Raw genomic sequence first — 18,088 nt, 5'->3', positions numbered from 1 at the left:
CGTTTTTGGGATAAAGACATGTTAGGAAAAGCAGCCCGGAGATCATTTTATTTCAGGGCATATTATATATTATTTCAGTAATTTATGCCGTATTCCTAATCCATTGCTTTCGGTAAGCGGCGTAGGCTTCATTGCCCGGTCTGAAAATCCTGCCGTGTTTCTCCGGAACCGTTGCACCTGCGAGCAATCCAGCACCAAGCGACGTGCCGGTCGATCCTGATACAGCTTCGACGTCTCGTCCCGTAAAATTCGCCAGCGCTTCAAGATAGACCGGGTTTCCGGCAAACGGCCCTTCGACGATAACCGGTCCATCGGCACCCAGCAGGTGGAGACAGGTTTCCGTCATCAGCGCCGCATAGATGCAGGCGGCAACATAGCGCTCAGCATCGCTGGCTGTGTCAGCATTGATCCAGCGAAGATTGGAACTCGGATAGGGACCGCAACCCGGCACGGCTGACGGCAGCGCCATGATGTGCTGCGCTAGAACCTTTGCTGCAGTATCGGGCTGGTCGATGACCGGGGGAACGGTCAGTCCTTCCGTCATGATATCGAATTCGCGCCCGCCCATGTAACGGGCGGATGGAACAGCACGGCCATAGGCATCGACATTGGCAAGCGTGTCGCGTTCCGGGTCAAGCCCGTCTAAATTACCGCCAACGGCGAAACTGACCACCCACGTCCCGGTCGAGACGACCGAGAACGGACCCTCCCGATCCATCAGATGCGCGAGCAGCGATGCATTGGAATCGTGAATGCCGCAATGAACCGGTACGGCTTTGCAAAGGCCGATTTCTGATGCAATCTCGGGCAGAACTTCGCCCAACGCATTGAAGGCAGACCGAAGCGGCGGGAATTTTGCGCGAATGTCCAGCCGGTCGACAAGTGGTGAGAAGGCGGTTTCCTTCGGCAACCACAGATCCGTATGACAGCCAAGCGATGTCACCTCCGTAGCGGCGACACCGGTCAGGCGCCAAGCCCAATATTGTGGATAGGTGAATATGAAATGCGCCCGCGCAAGATCGGCGGAAAATACCGTCTTCAGATAATGAAGCTGCGCACCGAGATTGAGACCGAGCGACAGCGGTGGCGAGAATGTAACTTTGAAGTCCGGCTTTATGGCCGCATAGGCCGCGCGGATTTCAGCCGGATAGTCGAGTTCATAGTCGAGGACAGGCATGGCCAGCGTGCCGTCCTTTGCGACGAGCACCGCCGCCGCGCCATGCGTGGTGATGGAAATGGCGTCGAAGCCCGGCTCGTTGACAAAAGCGGCAAGGCTTTTCAGGAAAAAGCGCCACAGAGCCTCGATGTCATAATGTGGATAGGGGCCATCGCACAGCACCGTATTGGAGATGCGGTTTGCGACGATTTCTTCGCCGCTTGCCGCATCAAGCACAACGACTTTAGCGTTTGTTTTGCCTATATCCAGAATGGCAATGCGCTTCATGGCATGTGAAACACTGGCTTGAGGTCCACGGAAACCGGCGAATTATCGGCATTCGTTGCCATGATATCCGCCATATGCGCCCACCACTTTTTCATCACCGGATGATCAGGCAGGGCGGCCATGCCGTGATTGGGCTTACGTACCAGCACGCCGAACAGGATATGGGTCTCTTCATCGAGATAGATCGCGTAGTCCGACACGCCTGCTGCGTACAGAAGGTCCACCAGTTCCGGCCATATCTCGTCATGCCGGCGGCGATATTCCGCTTCCATGCCCGGATTGAGCTTCATGCGAAATGCATAGCGTTCGCCAGTCATGCTGCACGCCTCGTTTTGAACTGCCTGATGAGGATCGGCAGTGAAATGGTGACGATCAGCAGGAGGCCGATGAAGATCGACATGACGATGCCCGGCACATTGAGAAGCCCAAGCCCGAAGGTCACGAGACCCATCACGAAAGCGGCAATCACCACGCCGACGATTGTGCCCGAGCCGCCGAGGATCGACACGCCGCCCAGCACGACCATGGTGACGATTTCCAGTTCCCAGCCTTGTGCAATGGATGGGCGTGTCGAGCCGAGGCGCGAGGTGAGGCAGACGGCGGCGATACCGCTCATCACGCCGGTCAATAAGAAGAGCACGAATTTGGTTTTCTCGACCGGAATGCCGGAGAAGCGGGCGGCGAATTCATTGTTGCCGATGGCATAGACGCGGCGACCGAAGCTGGTGGCATGCAGCAGTATGCCAAACAGCACGGCAAACAGAACGAACAGTGCGAATTCGAAAGAGATCACCCAGAACACATAGCCCTGTCCGAAATAGGCAAAGCTTGCCGGGTAGCCGCCAAATGCCTGATCACCCAGCACGATATAGGAAATGCCGCGGAAAAGGCTCATCGTGCCGATGGTCACGACGATGGATGGCAGTTTCAGCCCGGCCACCAGTCCGCCATTGATCGCGCCACAGACAAGACCGGTGCCGATGCCGATCATCACGAGGCCGGGTGTGCCGACACCTGCCTGCGCCGCTGCCCCCATCGCCGTCGAGGCGAGCGCAATGATTGCGGCGACTGAAAGATCGATTTCGCCGGAAATAATGAGAAGCGTCATCGCAAAGGCGATCAATGCCTTTTCGGTGAAATTGAACGTGGCGTCCGACAGGTTCCAGGCATTGAGGAAGTAGGGCGAGGCAAAGGAATTCGCGATGAAGATCGCAATCGCCACGCCAAGCAAAAGCATTTCCCAGCTTGCGAAGATGCGGGAGAATGGCGTTCCGAGCCGGTCGGGGATATGACGGCGCTGTTCATTATTCATGCCGCAACCTCCTCGTAAGTTTTTGCAGCCTTGTCGCGCAGGATGATGCGTCCGCGCCGCTTTTCCTGTCGTGCATTGAAGATCACGGCCAAGATGATAACGGAGCCGGAAATCGCCATCTGCCAGAAGGGCGATATGTCAATGACGGGGAGGGCGTTCTTGATGACACCGAGGAACAGGGCGCCAAGAACCGCACCGGCAACAGAGCCTATCCCGCCAAGTGTCGAGATACCGCCAATGACGCAAGCCGCAACGCTGTCGAGTTCGAATCCGGCTGCAACATCCACATAAGCGACGGCGTAGCGCGACACCCAGAGATAGCCGCAAAGCCCGGCGAGCGCACCCGACAGCACGAAGGCGAAGAAGCGCGTGCGGCCGACGTCGATCCCGGTATAGACGGCTGCGGTCGGATTACCGCCGGAGGCATAAAGGGCGCGACCGAAGAATGTCCGCGTCAGCAGCACATAGACGAGCGCGACGATCAGGATTGCTGTCCAGCCGAGGAGCGGCAGGCCAAGAAAGGGCGTGCGCGGCGTGTTGAGAAACGGCGCCGTCATCTGATGGGCATTCACCCATGCGCCGCCGGAGAGCACAAAGGCCATCCCGCGATAGATGGTGAGTGTGCCGAGCGTAACGACAATCGCCGGAATGTTGAGCTTCCAGACCAGAATGCCGTTGATGGCGCCCAGAACCGCGCCGATGCCAATTGCCAGCACAATGAGAAACACGAGCGGCAGGCCCGGATAGGTCGCATTCAGCATCGCCACCGCCATGCCGGTAAAGGCGAGGTTGGCGGCGACCGACAGATCGATCGACTTGGTCAGGATCACCGCCATCTGTCCAAGCGCGACAATGATGAGGATGGACGTATCGTTGAAAATATTCGCCAGATTATGCGCGCTGGCAAAACCCGGAGCGCGGCTTGCAAACAGCCCTACCAGAATAGCGATGATGACAAGAAGCAGAAGTTCGCGCTGCTTGAGCAACTGTTTCATCGTCTACTCCGTGTTTCCGGTGGCGGCGCGCACCAGCACTTCCGCGTCGAGGCTGGCGCGCTCAAAGATGCCTTCCATCAGTCCTTCGCGCATGACCATCACACGGTCCGACATGCCGATGATTTCCGGCAGTTCCGACGAGATCATGATGATGCTCAGCCCCTCGGCGGCCAATTCGCTGATAAAGGCGTGAACCGCTGCCTTGGAACCGATATCGATGCCTTTGGTCGGCTCATCGAGAATGATGACCTTCGGATTGGTCGCGAGCCACTTGCCGATGACGACCTTCTGCTGGTTGCCGCCGGAAAGGGTTCCGACAGGGACCGAAAGCGCTGCTGCGCGCAGGTCGAAACGCTCGGCATATTTTCGCGCCAGCGCCAGCTCTTCCGCCATGCGCAGAAAACCATTGCGCGAGGTGCGGGCGAGCGATGGCAGCGAAACATTCTGAAAGATCGGCAGTTGCAGCACCGCGCCGTGGCGTCCGCGCTCTTCCGGCACATAGACGATCCCATGCGCCACTGCATCGCCGGGGCGACGAATGCTGATCTCGCGATTTTCGAGCGTCACGCGGCCACGGGATGGTTTGGTGATGCCGAACAGCGATTGTGCGAATTCCGAGCGACCGGCACCCACAAGGCCGTAAATGCCCAAAATTTCGCCCTTGCGCAGCTCAAAGGAAATGTCGCGAAATTCGGTTGGATGCGAATAGTTTTCAACCTTCAGCACCGGTTTGCCGATGGCGACATCCTGCTTGGGAAAGGCCTGATCCACGGATCGCCCGACCATCATGCGGACAATCTCATTCTGCCGCGTATCGGCAAGCGTGCCGTGGCCGACGGCGTGCCCGTCGCGGAAAACCGCGTAATTGTCGGCGATTTCATATACTTCATCGAATTTGTGGCTGATGAACAGGATGGCTTTGCCCTGTGCCTTCAGCCGCGCCACGATGCGAAACAGGTCGTCTACTTCCTTGCGCGAGAGCGCCGCGGTCGGCTCGTCCATGATGACGATGCGCGAATCCACCGACAGCGCGCGGGCAATGGCAACCAGATGGCGCTGGGCGATGGAAAGTTCTTTCAGCTTGATACGGGCATCGACCGTCGTTTCGAGCGATGACAGCAACGCCTGCGAGCGCGCATAGACAGCCTTCCAGTTGACGAAGCCAAACATCGTGCGCGGTGCATGGCCGAGATAGATGTTTTCGCCCACCGACAATTCGTCGAAAAGCACAGTTTCCTGATGAATGGCCGTCACGCCGTGGTCGGTCGCATCCTGTGCGGTTGCGAAATGTACCGGCTTGCCGCCGATTAAGATTTCGCCTTCGTCGGGCTGATAGATGCCGGTCAGGATTTTCACAAGCGTGGATTTGCCAGCGCCATTCTCTCCGATCAGCGCCGTCACCTTGCCGGGATAAAGCGCGATGTTCACGTCATCGAGCGCACGCACGCCCGGAAACGTCTTGGCTATGCCGCGCATTTCCAGAATGGGCTGATCCGTGGTGGAAAGCGTCCGCTCTCCGCCAGATGGGCCGCTGGATTGAAAGGCTGCATTCATCGCAGATACCTGAAATCGATCAAAGTGTTCCGGGGAGAAAAAATGCGGCAGGCGATGTGTGCGCCGCCTTTTTGAAGACGCGTCCCGAAAACCGGTTTCCACTTTTCGGGATGCGCTTACCGATCAGAAGACCTTGGAGAACTCGTCGATATTCGACGCGTCATAGACGAAAGGATCGCTCATTGCGGCTTCGCCGTTTTCGCCGATCTTGATCTTGCCCATGCGTCCGGCTTCGATTTCCGAGCCCGGCTTGCCATCGGCATCACCCTTTACGAGGTGATAGGCGATCTGCGTGGCCGAATAGCCAAGGTCGATCGGGTTCCAGATGGCGAATTCCTTGGTTGCGCCCGACTTGATGGCGCCGGCCATTTCGGACGGAAGGCCAAGCCCGGTCACATAGACATCGCCGATCTTGCCCGCATCCTTTACGGCCTGCGAGGCAGCAAGAACGCCAACGGTGGTGGGGGCCACGATGACCTTCACATTTGGATTTGAAGTCAGCAGGCCTTGCGCTTCACGGTAGCTCTTGTCGGCCAGATCGTCACCATAAACGGTGGTCACCAGATTGAGGCCGGGGAAGTCCTTGAGCTGCTTCTTCATCTCGCCAATCCAGATGTTCTGGTTGGTCGAGGTGGTGGTGGCAGACAGGATCGCGAAATCGCCCTTGCCGTCCGGCAGGTGATCGGCTGCGAGCTTGAGGCACATCTTGCCGATCAGTTCGTTGGAAGACGGGTTGAGGTGGACGATACGGCCTTCAGGTGCGACGCCCGAATCCCACGAGATCACCTTGATGCCGCGCTGTGCAGCTTTCTTCAGGGCAGGGACGACAGCATCCGGATCGTTGGCCGAAATGGCGATGGCGTCCACACCCTGCGCGATCAGGGAATTGATGACCTCGATCTGGCCCTCTGCCGTCGTGGTGGTCGGGCCGGTATAGATGACCTCTACGCCGCCCAATTCCTTCGCAGCTTCCTGCGCGCCCTTGTTGGCGGCTTCGAAGAATCCGTTACCGAGCGACTTCGCGACAAGTCCGATCTTCATGTCGGCGGCCTGCGCATGAGTGGCCATGAAGGCAACAGCCAGCGCAGTTCCTAGTGCCAGTTTCTTGAAAAGTTTCATGTCTCATTCCTCCCAGTATAAAGACATATGTTTCGCTTTTTCCGGCTCAGGCCACCTCGGCGGAATCCTCCCGTGGGTCGCCCTTGCCGGCATTTGCGGAGACCTGCGCCACGATGAGCCTGATGCCCGCATTTTCCACCATGCGCCGCGCGTCGTCCGAAATGCCGTCATCGGTGATCAGTGTGCTGACCCGGTCGAGAGGGCAAAGGATGAGGCTGGAGCGGCGTGTGAATTTCGTTGAATCAACCATCAGGACAAGTTCGTCCGCCTGGCCCATCAGTTTCTGCTCGCTCTGGATGATCAGCGCATCGGATTCCATGACGCCGAGCGGACTGATCCCCTGACAGCCCATGAACATGCGCCGTCCGTAGAAATTACGAATAACGTCATTGTCGAAAGGCGACAGGATAAGGCTCTGGTCGCGATAGATCGCACCGCCGGGCACGATCACCGTGCTTTTCGACTGGCGTAACAGATGTTCGGCGATAGCAAACGAATTGGTCAGCACCTGCAGGCGGCGCGGAGCAAGATAATGCACCATCTGGAAAGTCGTGGACCCGCCATTGATGATGATGCTGTCGCCTTCCTCGCAAAGCGCCACGGCTTCGCGAGCGATTGCACGTTTGCGGTCCGTGTTTTCGGTCTCCGAAACCTTGAAAGGACGGCCTGCGAGATTTCCGAACTGCGGCGGATGAATAGCCTCTGCGCCACCACGCACGCGCTTGATACGGCCCTGCATATGGAGCGAAGCAATATCCCGGCGAAGGGTCGCTTCCGACGCCTCCGTCAATTCCACCAGATCCTGAATGGTAATCACCGGCTTTTCCTGAACAGCACTCAGGATGATGCGGTGGCGCTCTCTTTCGTGCATGGCTCCTCCTTGTCTTTGTATCGGGCATAAATGTCGCGCCTGTCAATCACAAACAATCACAATGGGGCACAATAGTCACATTAATGATTGATTATGATCGTTTATGATTGACAGCAATTCGTTTGATACGTCATATCTGCCGCAACATGATCGCTGGCACATTGGACATGCATGCGGACGGACATGCAGACGTACAGGCGGCTTGCGATTCACCATAACAGAATTGGGAGGATGACATGGTGGCCCAGAGCAGGCTTCTCGAAAACCGGTGGGATGATGCCAGAGCGGCAACGATGGATGAGCCGGGCAAGCTGCTTTATCGCTCCAATCTGCTCGGTTCCGACAAGCGCATCACCAATTACGGCGGCGGCAACACGTCTGCGAAAGTCGAGGAAATTGATCCGCTGACCGGCGAAAAGGTTCAGGTTCTCTGGGTCAAGGGTTCGGGCGGCGATGTCGGAACCATCAAACTTGATGGTTTCGCCACGTTATATCAGGATAAGCTCGATGCGCTGAAGGGCATCTATAAGGGCGTCGAGGACGAGGACCGCATGGTCGGTTTCCTGCCGCACTGCACCTTCAACCTCAATCCGCGCGCCGCTTCCATCGATACGCCATTGCACGGATTTGTCGCCTTCAAGCATGTGGATCACATGCATCCCGATGCGATCATAGCAATCGCTGCATCCAAGAATTCTCGTGAACTGACTGCCGAGATTTTCGGCGGCGAAATCGGCTGGCTACCATGGCGTCGTCCCGGTTTCCAGCTTGGCCTCGACCTTGAAGCCTTCGTGCAGTCAAATCCCAACGCTAAGGGCGTTATCCTTGAAAGTCATGGACTTTTCACTTGGGCCGATGATGCTAAAGCCTGTTATGAAACCACGCTTGCCATCATCAACAAGGCCATTGAATGGCTGGATCAGAATACGGCAGGCAAGCCCGCTTTCGGCGGTACTGTCACGCAGAGCCTCCCAGGTTCCGAGCGCCGCGCCATTGCAGCACGGCTGATGCCGGAAATTCGCGGACTTATCGGTAAGGACGAGCGCAAGCTTGGTCACTTCGATGATCAGGATGCCGTGCTGGAATTTGTAAATTCAAACGATCTGCGCCCGCTGGCAGCGCTTGGCACGTCCTGCCCGGATCATTTCCTGCGCACCAAAATCCGCCCGCTTGTCGTCAATTTCGATCCGGCCAAGCCGGATGTGGACGCCATCGTTGCCGGGCTTGAGGATGCGCTTGAAGCCTATCGCGCCGATTACCAGCGCTATTACGAGACCTGCAAGCACGACAATTCGCCCAAAATGCGCGATCCCAATCCGGTGATTTTCCTGATCCCCGGCGTTGGCATGCTGTCCTTCGCGCGCGACAAGGCGACGGCGCGCATTGCCGGAGAGTTCTATGTCAATGCGATCAATGTGATGCGCGGTGCATCCGGCGTATCTGAATATCAGGGCCTGCCTGAACAGGAAGCCTTCGATATCGAATATTGGCTGCTTGAGGAAGCCAAGCTGCAGCGTATGCCGAAGCCGAAAAGCCTCGCCGGGCGCATTGCATTCATTACCGGCGGCGCTGGCGGCATCGGCTTTGCCACAGCGGAACGGCTGGCAGGCGAGGGTGCTTGCGTGGTTCTGGCGGATATCGATGCAGGATCGCTCAAAACCGCTCACGAAAATCTCGTAAAGCGCTTTGGTGCCGATCAGGTGCGCAGCGTCGAACTGAACGTCGCCGACGAAAAAGGCGTCGCGAATGCGTTTGTCGAAGCCAATGTCGAGCTGGGCGGCATCGACATTCTGGTTTCCAACGCTGGTATTGCATCATCCGCGCCGGTAGAAGCCACCGAACTTTCCATGTGGAACCGCAATATCGACATTCTGGCGACCGGTTACTTCCTCGTTTCGCGGGAGGCGTTTCGCTTGTTCCGCCGCCAGAAAATCGGCGGCAATGTGGTATTTGTCGCCTCGAAGAACGGGCTTGCAGCTTCACCCAATGCTTCGGCCTATTGCGCTGCAAAGGCTGCTGAAATCCATCTGGCGCGTTGTCTGGCGCTGGAAGGCGCGGATGCAGGTATCCGCGTCAATGTGGTCAACCCTGATGCGGTTCTGCGCGGCTCCAAGATATGGGACGGCGAGTGGCGCGAACAGCGTGCCGCATCCTCCAAGATTGATGTTTCCGAGCTTGAAGAACATTATCGCAAGCGCTCCATGCTAAAGCTGAACGTCTTCCCCGAAGACATAGCAGAGGCCATCTACTTCCTTGCAAGCGATGCTTCGGCAAAATCGACCGGCAACATCATCAATGTCGACGCCGGAAACCAGCAGAGCTTTCCGCGCTGACCATATAATCTGGACATTCTGGGAGGAACCATGTCCGAGCAACGCATTGCGGCAGATTTCATCGCCGAGCATAATTCCGGTTTTGAGAAATCATTGAAGAGCGATTATCAGGCGCTCGGCGAACAGCTTTTGCGCCGTGGCATCGAGATCGACACGATTACAGACAAGGTGGCGGCCTATTACGTGGCCGTGCCATCCTGGGGCACAGGCACAGGCGGCACCCGCTTCGGGCGCTTTCCGGGCGGGGGCGAGCCGCGCGGCATTTTCGACAAGCTGGACGATTGCGCCGTCATCAACGAGCTTTGCCGTGCCACACCGAATGTTTCGCTGCATATTCCGTGGGATAAGGCAGATCCGAAGAAGCTGAAGGCTCATGCGCAAGCGCTGGGTCTCGGCTTCGACGCCATGAACTCCAATACATTTGCCGACGGCGCAGACCAGAAGCTTTCCTACAAATTCGGGTCGCTTACCCATGTCGATCCGGCAGTGCGGGCGCAAGCCGTAGAGCACAATATCGAATGTATCGAAATCGGAAAAGCCATAGGTTCCAAAGCCTTGACCGTCTGGTTGAGCGATGGTTCCAACTTTCCGGGCCAGCAGAATTTCACCCGCGCCTTTGAGCGCTATCTGGCTTCCATGGGTGAAATCTATCACGCACTACCCGACGACTGGCGCCTGTTCTCCGAACACAAAATGTATGAACCGGCCTTCTATTCGACGGTGGTGCAGGATTGGGGCACCAATTACCTCATCGCCTCGACGCTAGGGCCAAAGGCGCAATGTCTGGTCGATCTTGGCCACCATGCGCCCAACACCAATATCGAAATGATCGTCGCGCGGCTGATCCAGTTCGGGAAACTTGGCGGTTTCCATTTCAACGACAGCAAATATGGCGATGACGATCTCGACGCCGGCTCTATCGATCCGTATCGATTATTCCTTGTTTTCAATGAGTTGGTTGATGCAGATTATCGAGGAGTAAAGGATTTTCATCCAGCTCATATGATCGACCAGTCGCATAATGTGACCGATCCGCTGGAAAGCCTGATCTCATCCGCCAATGAAATCCGCCGCGCCTATGCACAGGCGCTTCTGGTGGATCGTGAGGCACTGGAAACCTATCAACAGGAAAACGATGCGCTGATGGCATCCGATACATTGAAACGTGCCTATCGAACAGATGTCGAACCGATCCTCGCGGAAGCACGTCGCCGCACCGGCGGGGCCATCGAACCGATTGCCGCCTACCGAGCCAGTGGCTACCGCGATAAGGTTGCGAAGGAGCGTCCGGAGAGTAAAAGCGACGGCGGGGCGTTTAACTAAAACTCCACTTGCCACAAAACCGCCACATAATGAACGGTCCTTCGCCGCAATTAAAAGGCGATTTCTGTCGCTTGTCCGTTCCGAAAATCGCGTTTGGCAACTGTCAGCGCGATTTTCGGAATGTCAGATTGAGGCGAAACGGACCCAGTTTTTCATGCTCGCCGCGCTTCAGGGCGAGTATGCCATGATAGAAGAGACGTGAAGGTCCGCCCCACACAACCACGTCACCGTGATGCAGGATATATCTCGCTATCGGGTCGGTTCGCTTCAACCCGCCGAACTGGAAAGTCGCAGGCAGACCGAGCGACACCGAAACAATCGGATTGTTGAAATCCTGTTCGTCCTTGTCCTGATGCAATGAAAGTTTCGCACCCGGTTCATAACGATTGATGAGACAGGCATCCGGCTCAAAATCAGGATAACCGGCTTCACGGGCAGCAGTTTGGGCAAGCGCGCGGAAGGCATCCGGCATCGTCGGCCAGAGAAGGCCGGTTTCCGGATCGTCGGCACTGTAGCGATAGCCGGTCCGGTCCGTGACCCAGCCGAATTCTCCACAATTCGTCATCGCAACCGACATGCGATATCCGCCCGGCGTGGTCATATGACGAAAGGGGGCCACGGCAGAAACATCGGCCACGGCTTTCAGAACAGCATCCTCACTTGGAAGCGCAAAGCCACGCAGAAGCACAGCGCCCGGCGCCAGGATTTCATGCGGTTCAATCTGGTCGAAAAGGTCTCTCATGGGGCCTTTCTAGCATGAGATCAGGAGACAGCCTCCCGAAACCTGCTTTCAAACTCAAGCCAGTCCTGTGGCTTTCTCGAAAGAGCGCATGAAAAGATCATTTTCTTCCGGCGCACCGACACTGACGCGGATGAAAGTCGTGTAGCCCTGCTGCTTCCAAGGCTTCACGATGACGCCGTCTTCCAGCAGTTTTTCGGCAAACGCAACAGAATCCGATTTCACGTCGATGAACAGAAAATTCCCCTTGGAGGGCGCAAAACGGATTTGTCGCTCGCTCAGGAAACCGGCCATCCGGTCCCGCTCGCTAAGCGCGAGCGCGATACCCTTTGCGAGATGGTCTTTATCCCGGCGCGCAACCAGCCCCGCAGCCTGTGCAATGCCATTGGCGTTGAAAGGCGTGCGGGCGCGGTCCAGAAACCCGCGCAAGTCCGGGTCGCTGACAAGCCCGAACCCGAGCCGCGCACCGGCCAACCCATAAGCCTTGGAGAAGGTACGCAGCGCCACCCAGTAAAGGCCGCTGTCGCGCAGAAGTGTAGCGGCAGACGGATAATCGTCACCGGCTGCATATTCAGCATAAGCTTCGTCCACGACCAGCAGCGTCTCCCGCGAGACCGCATTGACAACGCGCTGCAAAGCCTCCGGTGTCAGCCAACTCCCGACCGGATTGAGCGGATTTGCGAACATCACGAGACGTGGAGCGGTCGCAACTGCAGCCACCAGCGCATCAACGTCGACTTCAAGCGACGGCGTCACTTCAACCCGTTCGACACTTGCCCCCATGGTCGTCGCATAATCCTCGTGCAACGGAAAGGACGGGTAAAGTGTGACCACCCGGTCGCGCGGCCGCAAAACGGTGCGGCAGATTACGCCGATCAGGTCTTCCGATCCGTTGCCGAGAATGATGCGGTCCTGCGGCCAATCGAACTCGATCGCAATTTCCTGCGCCAGTTCGCGTCCCGACGGGTCGGGGTAGAGCCGCAGCAGATCATGGGCACCGGAAAAGAGCGCCTGCACCTTGGGTGACGGTCCAAGCGGGTTCTCGTTGGAGCCGAGTTTTGCGATTGCCGGAGGATGATAGCGCGCCTCCACCTCGGCAATGGTGAGACCGGCATTATAGGGGCTGAGACCACGGATTTCGGGTCGAATCAGATCGCCAAACCGGGCATTTTCCTGCGCCATTCACGTTCTCCTCTGGTGCAGCGCGTCACTTGTCGCGCGCCTTTGGGAGAGAAGTTCTAAGACTAAAATCCAATTTTGTATATATATGTATAGACAAGTTATGAAAAAGATGTTCCTATGCTGGGGAGACCACAAAAAATTGCTAAACATTCGACCCGGAACAGTTAGAAGTTCGGGCAACAATATTGTTTTGCCAAAGGTCCGCAGGGGAACATGATGCAGGTTTTATCGCTTTTCGACCTAAGCGGGCGTAAAGCGCTGGTTACCGGTGCAAGCCGGGGACTGGGACAGGCCATTGCCGAAGCGCTAGCCTCGGCTGGTGCTGATGTCGCCATTACAGCGCGCAAGTCCGACGACCTCTCCGAAACGGCATCCCGTATCGCCGCCCATGGCCGCGCCTCGGCCACCCTCTCGCTCGATGTGCGCGATGTTGCCGCCTGTGGTGCCGCGGTCGCGCAAGCGGCAGAAGCTCTTGGCGGCCTCGATATTCTCGTCAACAATGCGGGCTATGAAGAAATCCGCCCCTCGCTCGATGTGGACGAGGCGCTCTGGGACCGCATCGTGGCGACCAATCTCAAAGGCGCGTTCTTCTGTGCGCAGGCTGCTGCCCGCCAGATGACGGAGAGCGGAAAGGGGGGAGCGATCATCAATCTGTGCTCGCTGACCTCCTATGTCGGTGTGCCAACCGCCGCTCCCTACGGTTCTTCCAAATCCGGCCTGATGGGCATGACCCATGCTCTGGCGACAGAATGGGCGCCTTCCGGCATCCGCGTCAACGGCATTGCGCCGGGCTATTTCCGCACTGCCATGACCGATGTGTTTTACGAGAATGACGACTGGCAGAAGGCGATGCTGGGCAAGATACCGCAGGGCCGTTTCGGCGCAATGGAAGATGTTGCGGGCGCCGTGGTGTTTCTGGCAAGCGCCGCGTCGTCCTATGTCACGGGGCAGGTGATCCCGATCGACGGAGGCTACCTTGCATCCATTTGATACTCTCCAGTGGAATATCAGCGGATTGTGAAACAGGATTGAAATAACTTCATAAAGTACCTTCCGGTGCTTTGACTGAAATGGGAAACAACGATGAATACAACCGAAACCGGAACTGGCCGTAAAGTCTCCAACGGACCGGCTGCCGTATCGGTCAACAATGTCAGCATGATCTATAACGGCTTCCATGCCGTGCGTGCGGCATCTTTCGATCTCGCCAAGGGCCGTTTTCTGACCATTCTCGGGCCGTCCGGCTCCGGCAAGACGACACTTCTCCGCCTCATCGCCGGTTTCCAGAAACCGAGCATCGGTGAAATATTCATCAACGATGAAGCTGTCAGCGCCGTACCGCCGCACAAGCGCTCCATCGGCATGGTTTTCCAGAAGCTTGCGCTTTTCCCGCATATGACGGCCGCTGAAAATGTCGCCTTTCCGCTGAAAATGCGCCGCTTCGATGCGCGTTCGATCCCCGAGCGCGTAGAGCGTTATCTCGACCTCGTGCGTCTGAACGGCCTCGGCGGACGGCGCGTGCACGAGCTTTCCGGTGGCCAGCAGCAGCGTGTCGCCATCGCGCGCGCCCTCGTTTTCGAACCGGACCTGCTTCTGCTCGACGAACCTCTGGCAGCGCTTGACCGCAAGCTGCGCGAGGAAATGCAGCTCGAATTTCGCCGTATCCAGCGCGAACTTGGCGTTACGACCATCAATGTCACCCATGACCAGCGCGAAGCGCTCGTCGTATCTGACGAAATCATCGTCATGGATGGCGGCGAAATTCAGCAGATGGCGCAGCCATCCGAGACCTATCGCAATCCGTCCAACGCCTTTGTGGCGAACTTCATCGGCGTCACCAATTTCATTTCCGGCAAGGCGTCTTCGCTCGACGGCAATCTCGTGCGGGTCGATGCCGGAATAGCTCTGGTAGGCATGGCAGGCGAGGGGCGCGAACCGATTGGCTCCGGCGCAAATGTCTCGTGTGCAATCCGCGCCGAACAGATCCGTATCGGCGGCAGCGCCGCGGCACATGCAGAACTCGATACCGTGCTTGAAGGCATCGTTACCGACGCGATTTTTGAAGGCGAACGCATCGTCTATGAATTGCAGGTTCCTGCCTTGGGAGATGTGTTGATGCGCGTCTTCGACCACGATCCCATCGGCCATAGCCAGTTTGCGGAAGGTGAAACCGTGCATCTTGGCTGGAACGCCCGCGATCTCATCGTCTTTGCCGCATGAATTGAAACGTTACGGGGAAACTCCAGAGGAGAAACAAAATGAGCAATCTGAAGAAACCTTTTCTGATACTCGACCGCCGCCGCTTCCTGCAGAGCGCAGGCGCTTTTGCCGCTGCAGCCGGCACGACATCGCTCGGCCTGTCGCGCGCATTTGCTGAAGAGCCAGCTAAGCCGAAGGAACTGATCGTGCGCGCTTGGGGTGGTAGCTGGGTGGAGGCGCTTAAAGCGGGCGTGTCCGATCCATTTACCGCCAAGACCGGCATTTCCATCCGTCACGACCTGACGGAAGACAACGAAATCCAGCCGAAGCTCTGGGCTGCGGTCGCGCAGAAGCGTGTTCCACCGATCCACGTCAACTGGGATACGACCACCAATGCGACCAAATCGGCATTGCGCGGCGTGACGGAAGACCTGTCGGACCTGTCGAACCTCAAGAACACGACCGATCTTGCCAAGCCGGTTGGTCTCGACGGCTATCCGATCGTCAACACCTATGGCTATGTCTATGTGCTGGCCTATCGTCCTGAAGCCTTCCCGGATGGCCCGCCGAAGTCGTGGCACGCTCTGCTCGATCCGAAGTTCAAGGGACGCATTGCGCTCTATAATGATGGCATCGGCTTCCACTTCCCGGCGCAGGTTGCCGGTGGTGGCAAGCTGGAAGACATTCCGGGCAACATGCAGCCCGCATGGGATTTCATCACCAAGGTGAAGCAGCAGCAGCCGCTTCTCGGCGAAGACCCGGATTTCACCACCTGGTTCCAGAAGGGTGAAATCGATCTGGCCTGCACCATTTCCACCAATGCGCGCGAAGCTCAGAAGAACGGCGTCAAGATCGACTGGACCGTTCCGGAAGAGGGCGCGAAGTTCGACACAGACGGCCTTTGGATTCCAAAGGGCCTGCCGGAAAACGAGCTTTACTGGGCCAAGGAATATATCAACTTCGCGCTTACCAAGGATGCGCAGCAGGTCTGGCTCGACGGCCTCGGTCTGCCGGGCGTCGTGCCGGGCCTGACCCCGCCCGCCGATCTGGTGAACGATCCGGCCTATCCGACCAAGGACGAGGATTTCAAACACCTCATCCGTATTTCGGCAAAAGTGCAGGTGGAAAACGAGAGCGAATGGTTCTCGAAGTTCAAGGCCATCATGCAGGGCTGATCCAGCTCCTTGAAAAACACGACGGGTCGCCCGAAAGGGCGATCCTGATGCCCGACATCTTCGGGCAAACATTTCGGACAAACATTCAGGAATTGAAACATGCGAGCGGCACGCACTGCCTATCCCATGACATGGCGCATCATGGACGCGCTGGAAGCAATCGCAGCCTTTTTGTGGCCCGCGCGGTTCAATCGCGCCGTGCCTTATCTGATGCTGCTTCCGGCGATTGTTCTGGTCGGACTGCTGGTGCTGGGCTTGATCCAGATCGCGGATACCAGCCTGCGCACGCTCGACACTTCGACGTTCCTGATGTCGGACTATTACACGCTCGCCAATTACAAGCGCGCACTGACGGAAAGCCTCTTTGCAACCGTGGCATGGCGCAGCCTGTTCGGCTCGCTCGTCGTGACCGCATTCACGCTTCTTCTGGCATTTCCCTATGCCTATCTCATGGTGCGCACGCCATCGGCTGCATTGCGCAAATTCCTGCTGATCGCGCTGTTCCTGCCCTTCTTCATCGGTCAAGTCGTGCGCGCTTATGGTTGGCTCATCATTCTCGGCAATCAGGGCATGGTCAACGAAGCGCTTGGCCTTGTCGGTATCGCGCCAATGCGGCTGCTCTATAATTATCCGGCAGTTCTGTTCGGCCTCATTCAATATATGTTGCCATTCGCCGTGCTGATGCTCGCACCGGCGCTGACCGCCATTCCGGAGGAAATGGAAGCGGCGGCAAGCTCGCTTGGTGCAAACTGGCTGCGGACCTTCGCCCATGTTGTCCTGCCCATGGCCCGTCCGGGCCTGATCGGCGCGGGACTGGTGGTGATGACGCTGTCGCTCACCGATTTTGCCGTACCGGCTATTCTGGGCGGCGGGTCGCAGGATTTCATCGCCAATGCGATCTATGACCAGTTCTTCCGCACATCCGATCAGGGGCTGGGCGCAACGCTTGCGCTGCTTCTGGTCGGCGTCGGTTCCATCCTTGTCGGGATCGTGTTCACGCTGTTCGGGGCTGGCACACTGGCCATGGGCAGGGCGCGCAAATGACCTCGCCACTGTCGAAATCCATCGTCATATGGACATTCGTGATCGCCGTTCTGGTGCTGCTTTCCGCACCGACCATCGTGGTGCTTGGCGCATCCTTCACATCCGGCAACATGATTACCTTCCCGCCGGAAGGGTTCTCATTGAAATGGTATCAGAAGATCGCCGGAACGAGCGACCTCTGGGATGCATTTCTGCGCTCGCTCTACGTCTCCTTCATCTGCACCATTGTCGCCATTCCGGTCGGAACGCTCGCTGGCATAGCGCTGGCGAAATATGCCGTGCGGTTTGAAAAGACAATCCAGATTTATCTGCTGTTGCCCTTCACCATTCCGCTGATCGGTTCCGGAATCGGTCTTATGCTGGTTTTCGGTCAGGCAGGAATTCTGGGCCAGCTCTGGCCGGTCGGGATTGCAGCCTGCGTCATCAATCTGCCCTTCATGATCTGGGCCGTAACGGCAAGTGCCGCCAATCTCGATGCCGATCTGGAACTCGCCGCCGCCAATTGTGGGGCTGGGCCGATCTCGACCTTCTTCTTCGTCACGCTGCCGGTCGTCGTGCCGGGCGTCATCAGCGGCTCGCTCTTGATGTTCATTCTGGCGCTGAACGAATTTCTGGTAAGCCTGCTTCTGGTCGATGCACGCATCGTCACGCTGCCGGTGCAGATCTACAATTCGATCCGGTCCATCATCACACCGGACCTTGCGGCCATCTCCGTCGTCTTCATCGCCTGTGCCGCTGCTGCTATCTTCCTGCTCGACCGGCTGGTCGGGCTCGACATCTTCCTCAAATCGAAATGAC

16 protein-coding genes are annotated in these 18,088 nt (G+C 57.4%); 7 read left to right on the top strand and 9 right to left on the bottom strand.

Annotated elements, in window-relative coordinates; translation table 11 throughout:
* Positions 1-82: 82 nt before the first annotated feature.
* The 7 genes from LJ361_RS06370 to LJ361_RS06340 all read right to left on the bottom strand — a co-directional run bounded on the left by LJ361_RS06370 (position 83) and on the right by LJ361_RS06340 (position 7,295).
* Positions 83-1,444: an FGGY-family carbohydrate kinase gene (locus LJ361_RS06370; protein ID WP_151615669.1), complete on the bottom strand. Its 1,362-nt coding sequence runs from the start codon at positions 1,442-1,444 to the stop codon at positions 83-85.
* Positions 1,441-1,761, bottom strand: a complete 321-nt coding sequence (gene rhaM / locus LJ361_RS06365) for an L-rhamnose mutarotase (RefSeq protein WP_151615670.1) — start codon at positions 1,759-1,761, stop codon at positions 1,441-1,443. Before rhaM ends, LJ361_RS06370 begins: the two co-directional genes overlap by 4 nt.
* Entirely contained in the window at positions 1,758-2,756 is a 999-nt protein-coding gene (locus LJ361_RS06360) for an ABC transporter permease (protein WP_010658765.1), read from the bottom strand. The genes rhaM and LJ361_RS06360 overlap by 4 nt, the downstream gene beginning before the upstream one ends.
* Positions 2,753-3,751, bottom strand: coding sequence for an ABC transporter permease (locus LJ361_RS06355; protein WP_010658766.1), 999 nt, complete (start codon positions 3,749-3,751; stop codon positions 2,753-2,755). The genes LJ361_RS06360 and LJ361_RS06355 overlap by 4 nt, the downstream gene beginning before the upstream one ends.
* 3 nt (positions 3,752-3,754) lie before the next feature.
* Positions 3,755-5,305, bottom strand: coding sequence for a sugar ABC transporter ATP-binding protein (locus tag LJ361_RS06350; RefSeq protein WP_151615671.1), 1,551 nt, complete (start codon positions 5,303-5,305; stop codon positions 3,755-3,757).
* 123 nt (positions 5,306-5,428) lie between these two features.
* Positions 5,429-6,424 (bottom strand): rhamnose ABC transporter substrate-binding protein, encoded by a 996-nt coding sequence (gene rhaS, locus LJ361_RS06345; protein WP_010658768.1) that lies wholly within the window; start codon positions 6,422-6,424, stop codon positions 5,429-5,431.
* A 46-nt stretch (positions 6,425-6,470) separates the two neighbouring features.
* Positions 6,471-7,295: a DeoR/GlpR family DNA-binding transcription regulator gene (locus tag LJ361_RS06340; protein WP_010658769.1), complete on the bottom strand. Its 825-nt coding sequence runs from the start codon at positions 7,293-7,295 to the stop codon at positions 6,471-6,473.
* A gap of 236 nt (positions 7,296-7,531) precedes the next feature.
* On the opposite strand from LJ361_RS06340, the gene LJ361_RS06335 reads away from it, so the two are divergent.
* Both LJ361_RS06335 and rhaI read left to right on the top strand, forming a co-directional pair.
* Complete coding sequence (locus LJ361_RS06335; RefSeq protein WP_264813018.1) at positions 7,532-9,628, top strand: bifunctional rhamnulose-1-phosphate aldolase/short-chain dehydrogenase; 2,097 nt, start codon at positions 7,532-7,534, stop codon at positions 9,626-9,628.
* 30 nt (positions 9,629-9,658) lie between these two features.
* Complete coding sequence (rhaI, locus tag LJ361_RS06330) at positions 9,659-10,951, top strand: L-rhamnose catabolism isomerase (protein WP_151615673.1); 1,293 nt, start codon at positions 9,659-9,661, stop codon at positions 10,949-10,951.
* Positions 10,952-11,054: 103 nt separating this feature from the next.
* Here the strand turns inward: rhaI and alkB are convergent, their stop codons facing one another.
* Both alkB and LJ361_RS06320 read right to left on the bottom strand, forming a co-directional pair.
* Positions 11,055-11,693 carry a DNA oxidative demethylase AlkB gene (gene alkB / locus LJ361_RS06325; protein ID WP_036582603.1) on the bottom strand — a complete coding sequence of 213 codons (639 nt, stop codon included), beginning with the start codon at positions 11,691-11,693 and terminating at the stop codon, positions 11,055-11,057.
* 54 nt (positions 11,694-11,747) lie between these two features.
* Entirely contained in the window at positions 11,748-12,872 is a 1,125-nt protein-coding gene (locus LJ361_RS06320; protein ID WP_151615674.1) for a histidinol-phosphate transaminase, read from the bottom strand.
* 216 nt (positions 12,873-13,088) lie between these two features.
* Between LJ361_RS06320 and LJ361_RS06315 the strand changes: the two genes are divergently transcribed.
* The 5 genes from LJ361_RS06315 to LJ361_RS06295 all read left to right on the top strand — a co-directional run bounded on the left by LJ361_RS06315 (position 13,089) and on the right by LJ361_RS06295 (position 18,087).
* On the top strand, positions 13,089-13,862 hold the full coding sequence (locus LJ361_RS06315) for an SDR family NAD(P)-dependent oxidoreductase (RefSeq protein ID WP_010658774.1): 774 nt from the start codon (positions 13,089-13,091) through the stop codon (positions 13,860-13,862).
* Between the two features lie 93 nt (positions 13,863-13,955).
* Entirely contained in the window at positions 13,956-15,092 is a 1,137-nt protein-coding gene (locus tag LJ361_RS06310) for an ABC transporter ATP-binding protein (protein WP_029927431.1), read from the top strand.
* Between the two features lie 38 nt (positions 15,093-15,130).
* Entirely contained in the window at positions 15,131-16,246 is a 1,116-nt protein-coding gene (locus tag LJ361_RS06305) for an ABC transporter substrate-binding protein (protein ID WP_010658776.1), read from the top strand.
* A gap of 99 nt (positions 16,247-16,345) precedes the next feature.
* Positions 16,346-17,290, top strand: coding sequence for an ABC transporter permease (locus LJ361_RS06300; protein ID WP_029927429.1), 945 nt, complete (start codon positions 16,346-16,348; stop codon positions 17,288-17,290).
* On the top strand, positions 17,287-18,087 hold the full coding sequence (locus LJ361_RS06295) for an ABC transporter permease (protein ID WP_010658778.1): 801 nt from the start codon (positions 17,287-17,289) through the stop codon (positions 18,085-18,087). Before LJ361_RS06300 ends, LJ361_RS06295 begins: the two co-directional genes overlap by 4 nt.
* Position 18,088: the final 1 nt, after the last annotated feature.

This window comes from Brucella sp. JSBI001, from assembly GCF_026014005.1.
GTDB classification, from domain to species: domain Bacteria; phylum Pseudomonadota; class Alphaproteobacteria; order Rhizobiales; family Rhizobiaceae; genus Brucella; species Brucella anthropi.
The sequence above is the reverse complement of the archived record's forward strand: the minus strand, read 5'-3'. Positions and strand labels throughout refer to the sequence as shown.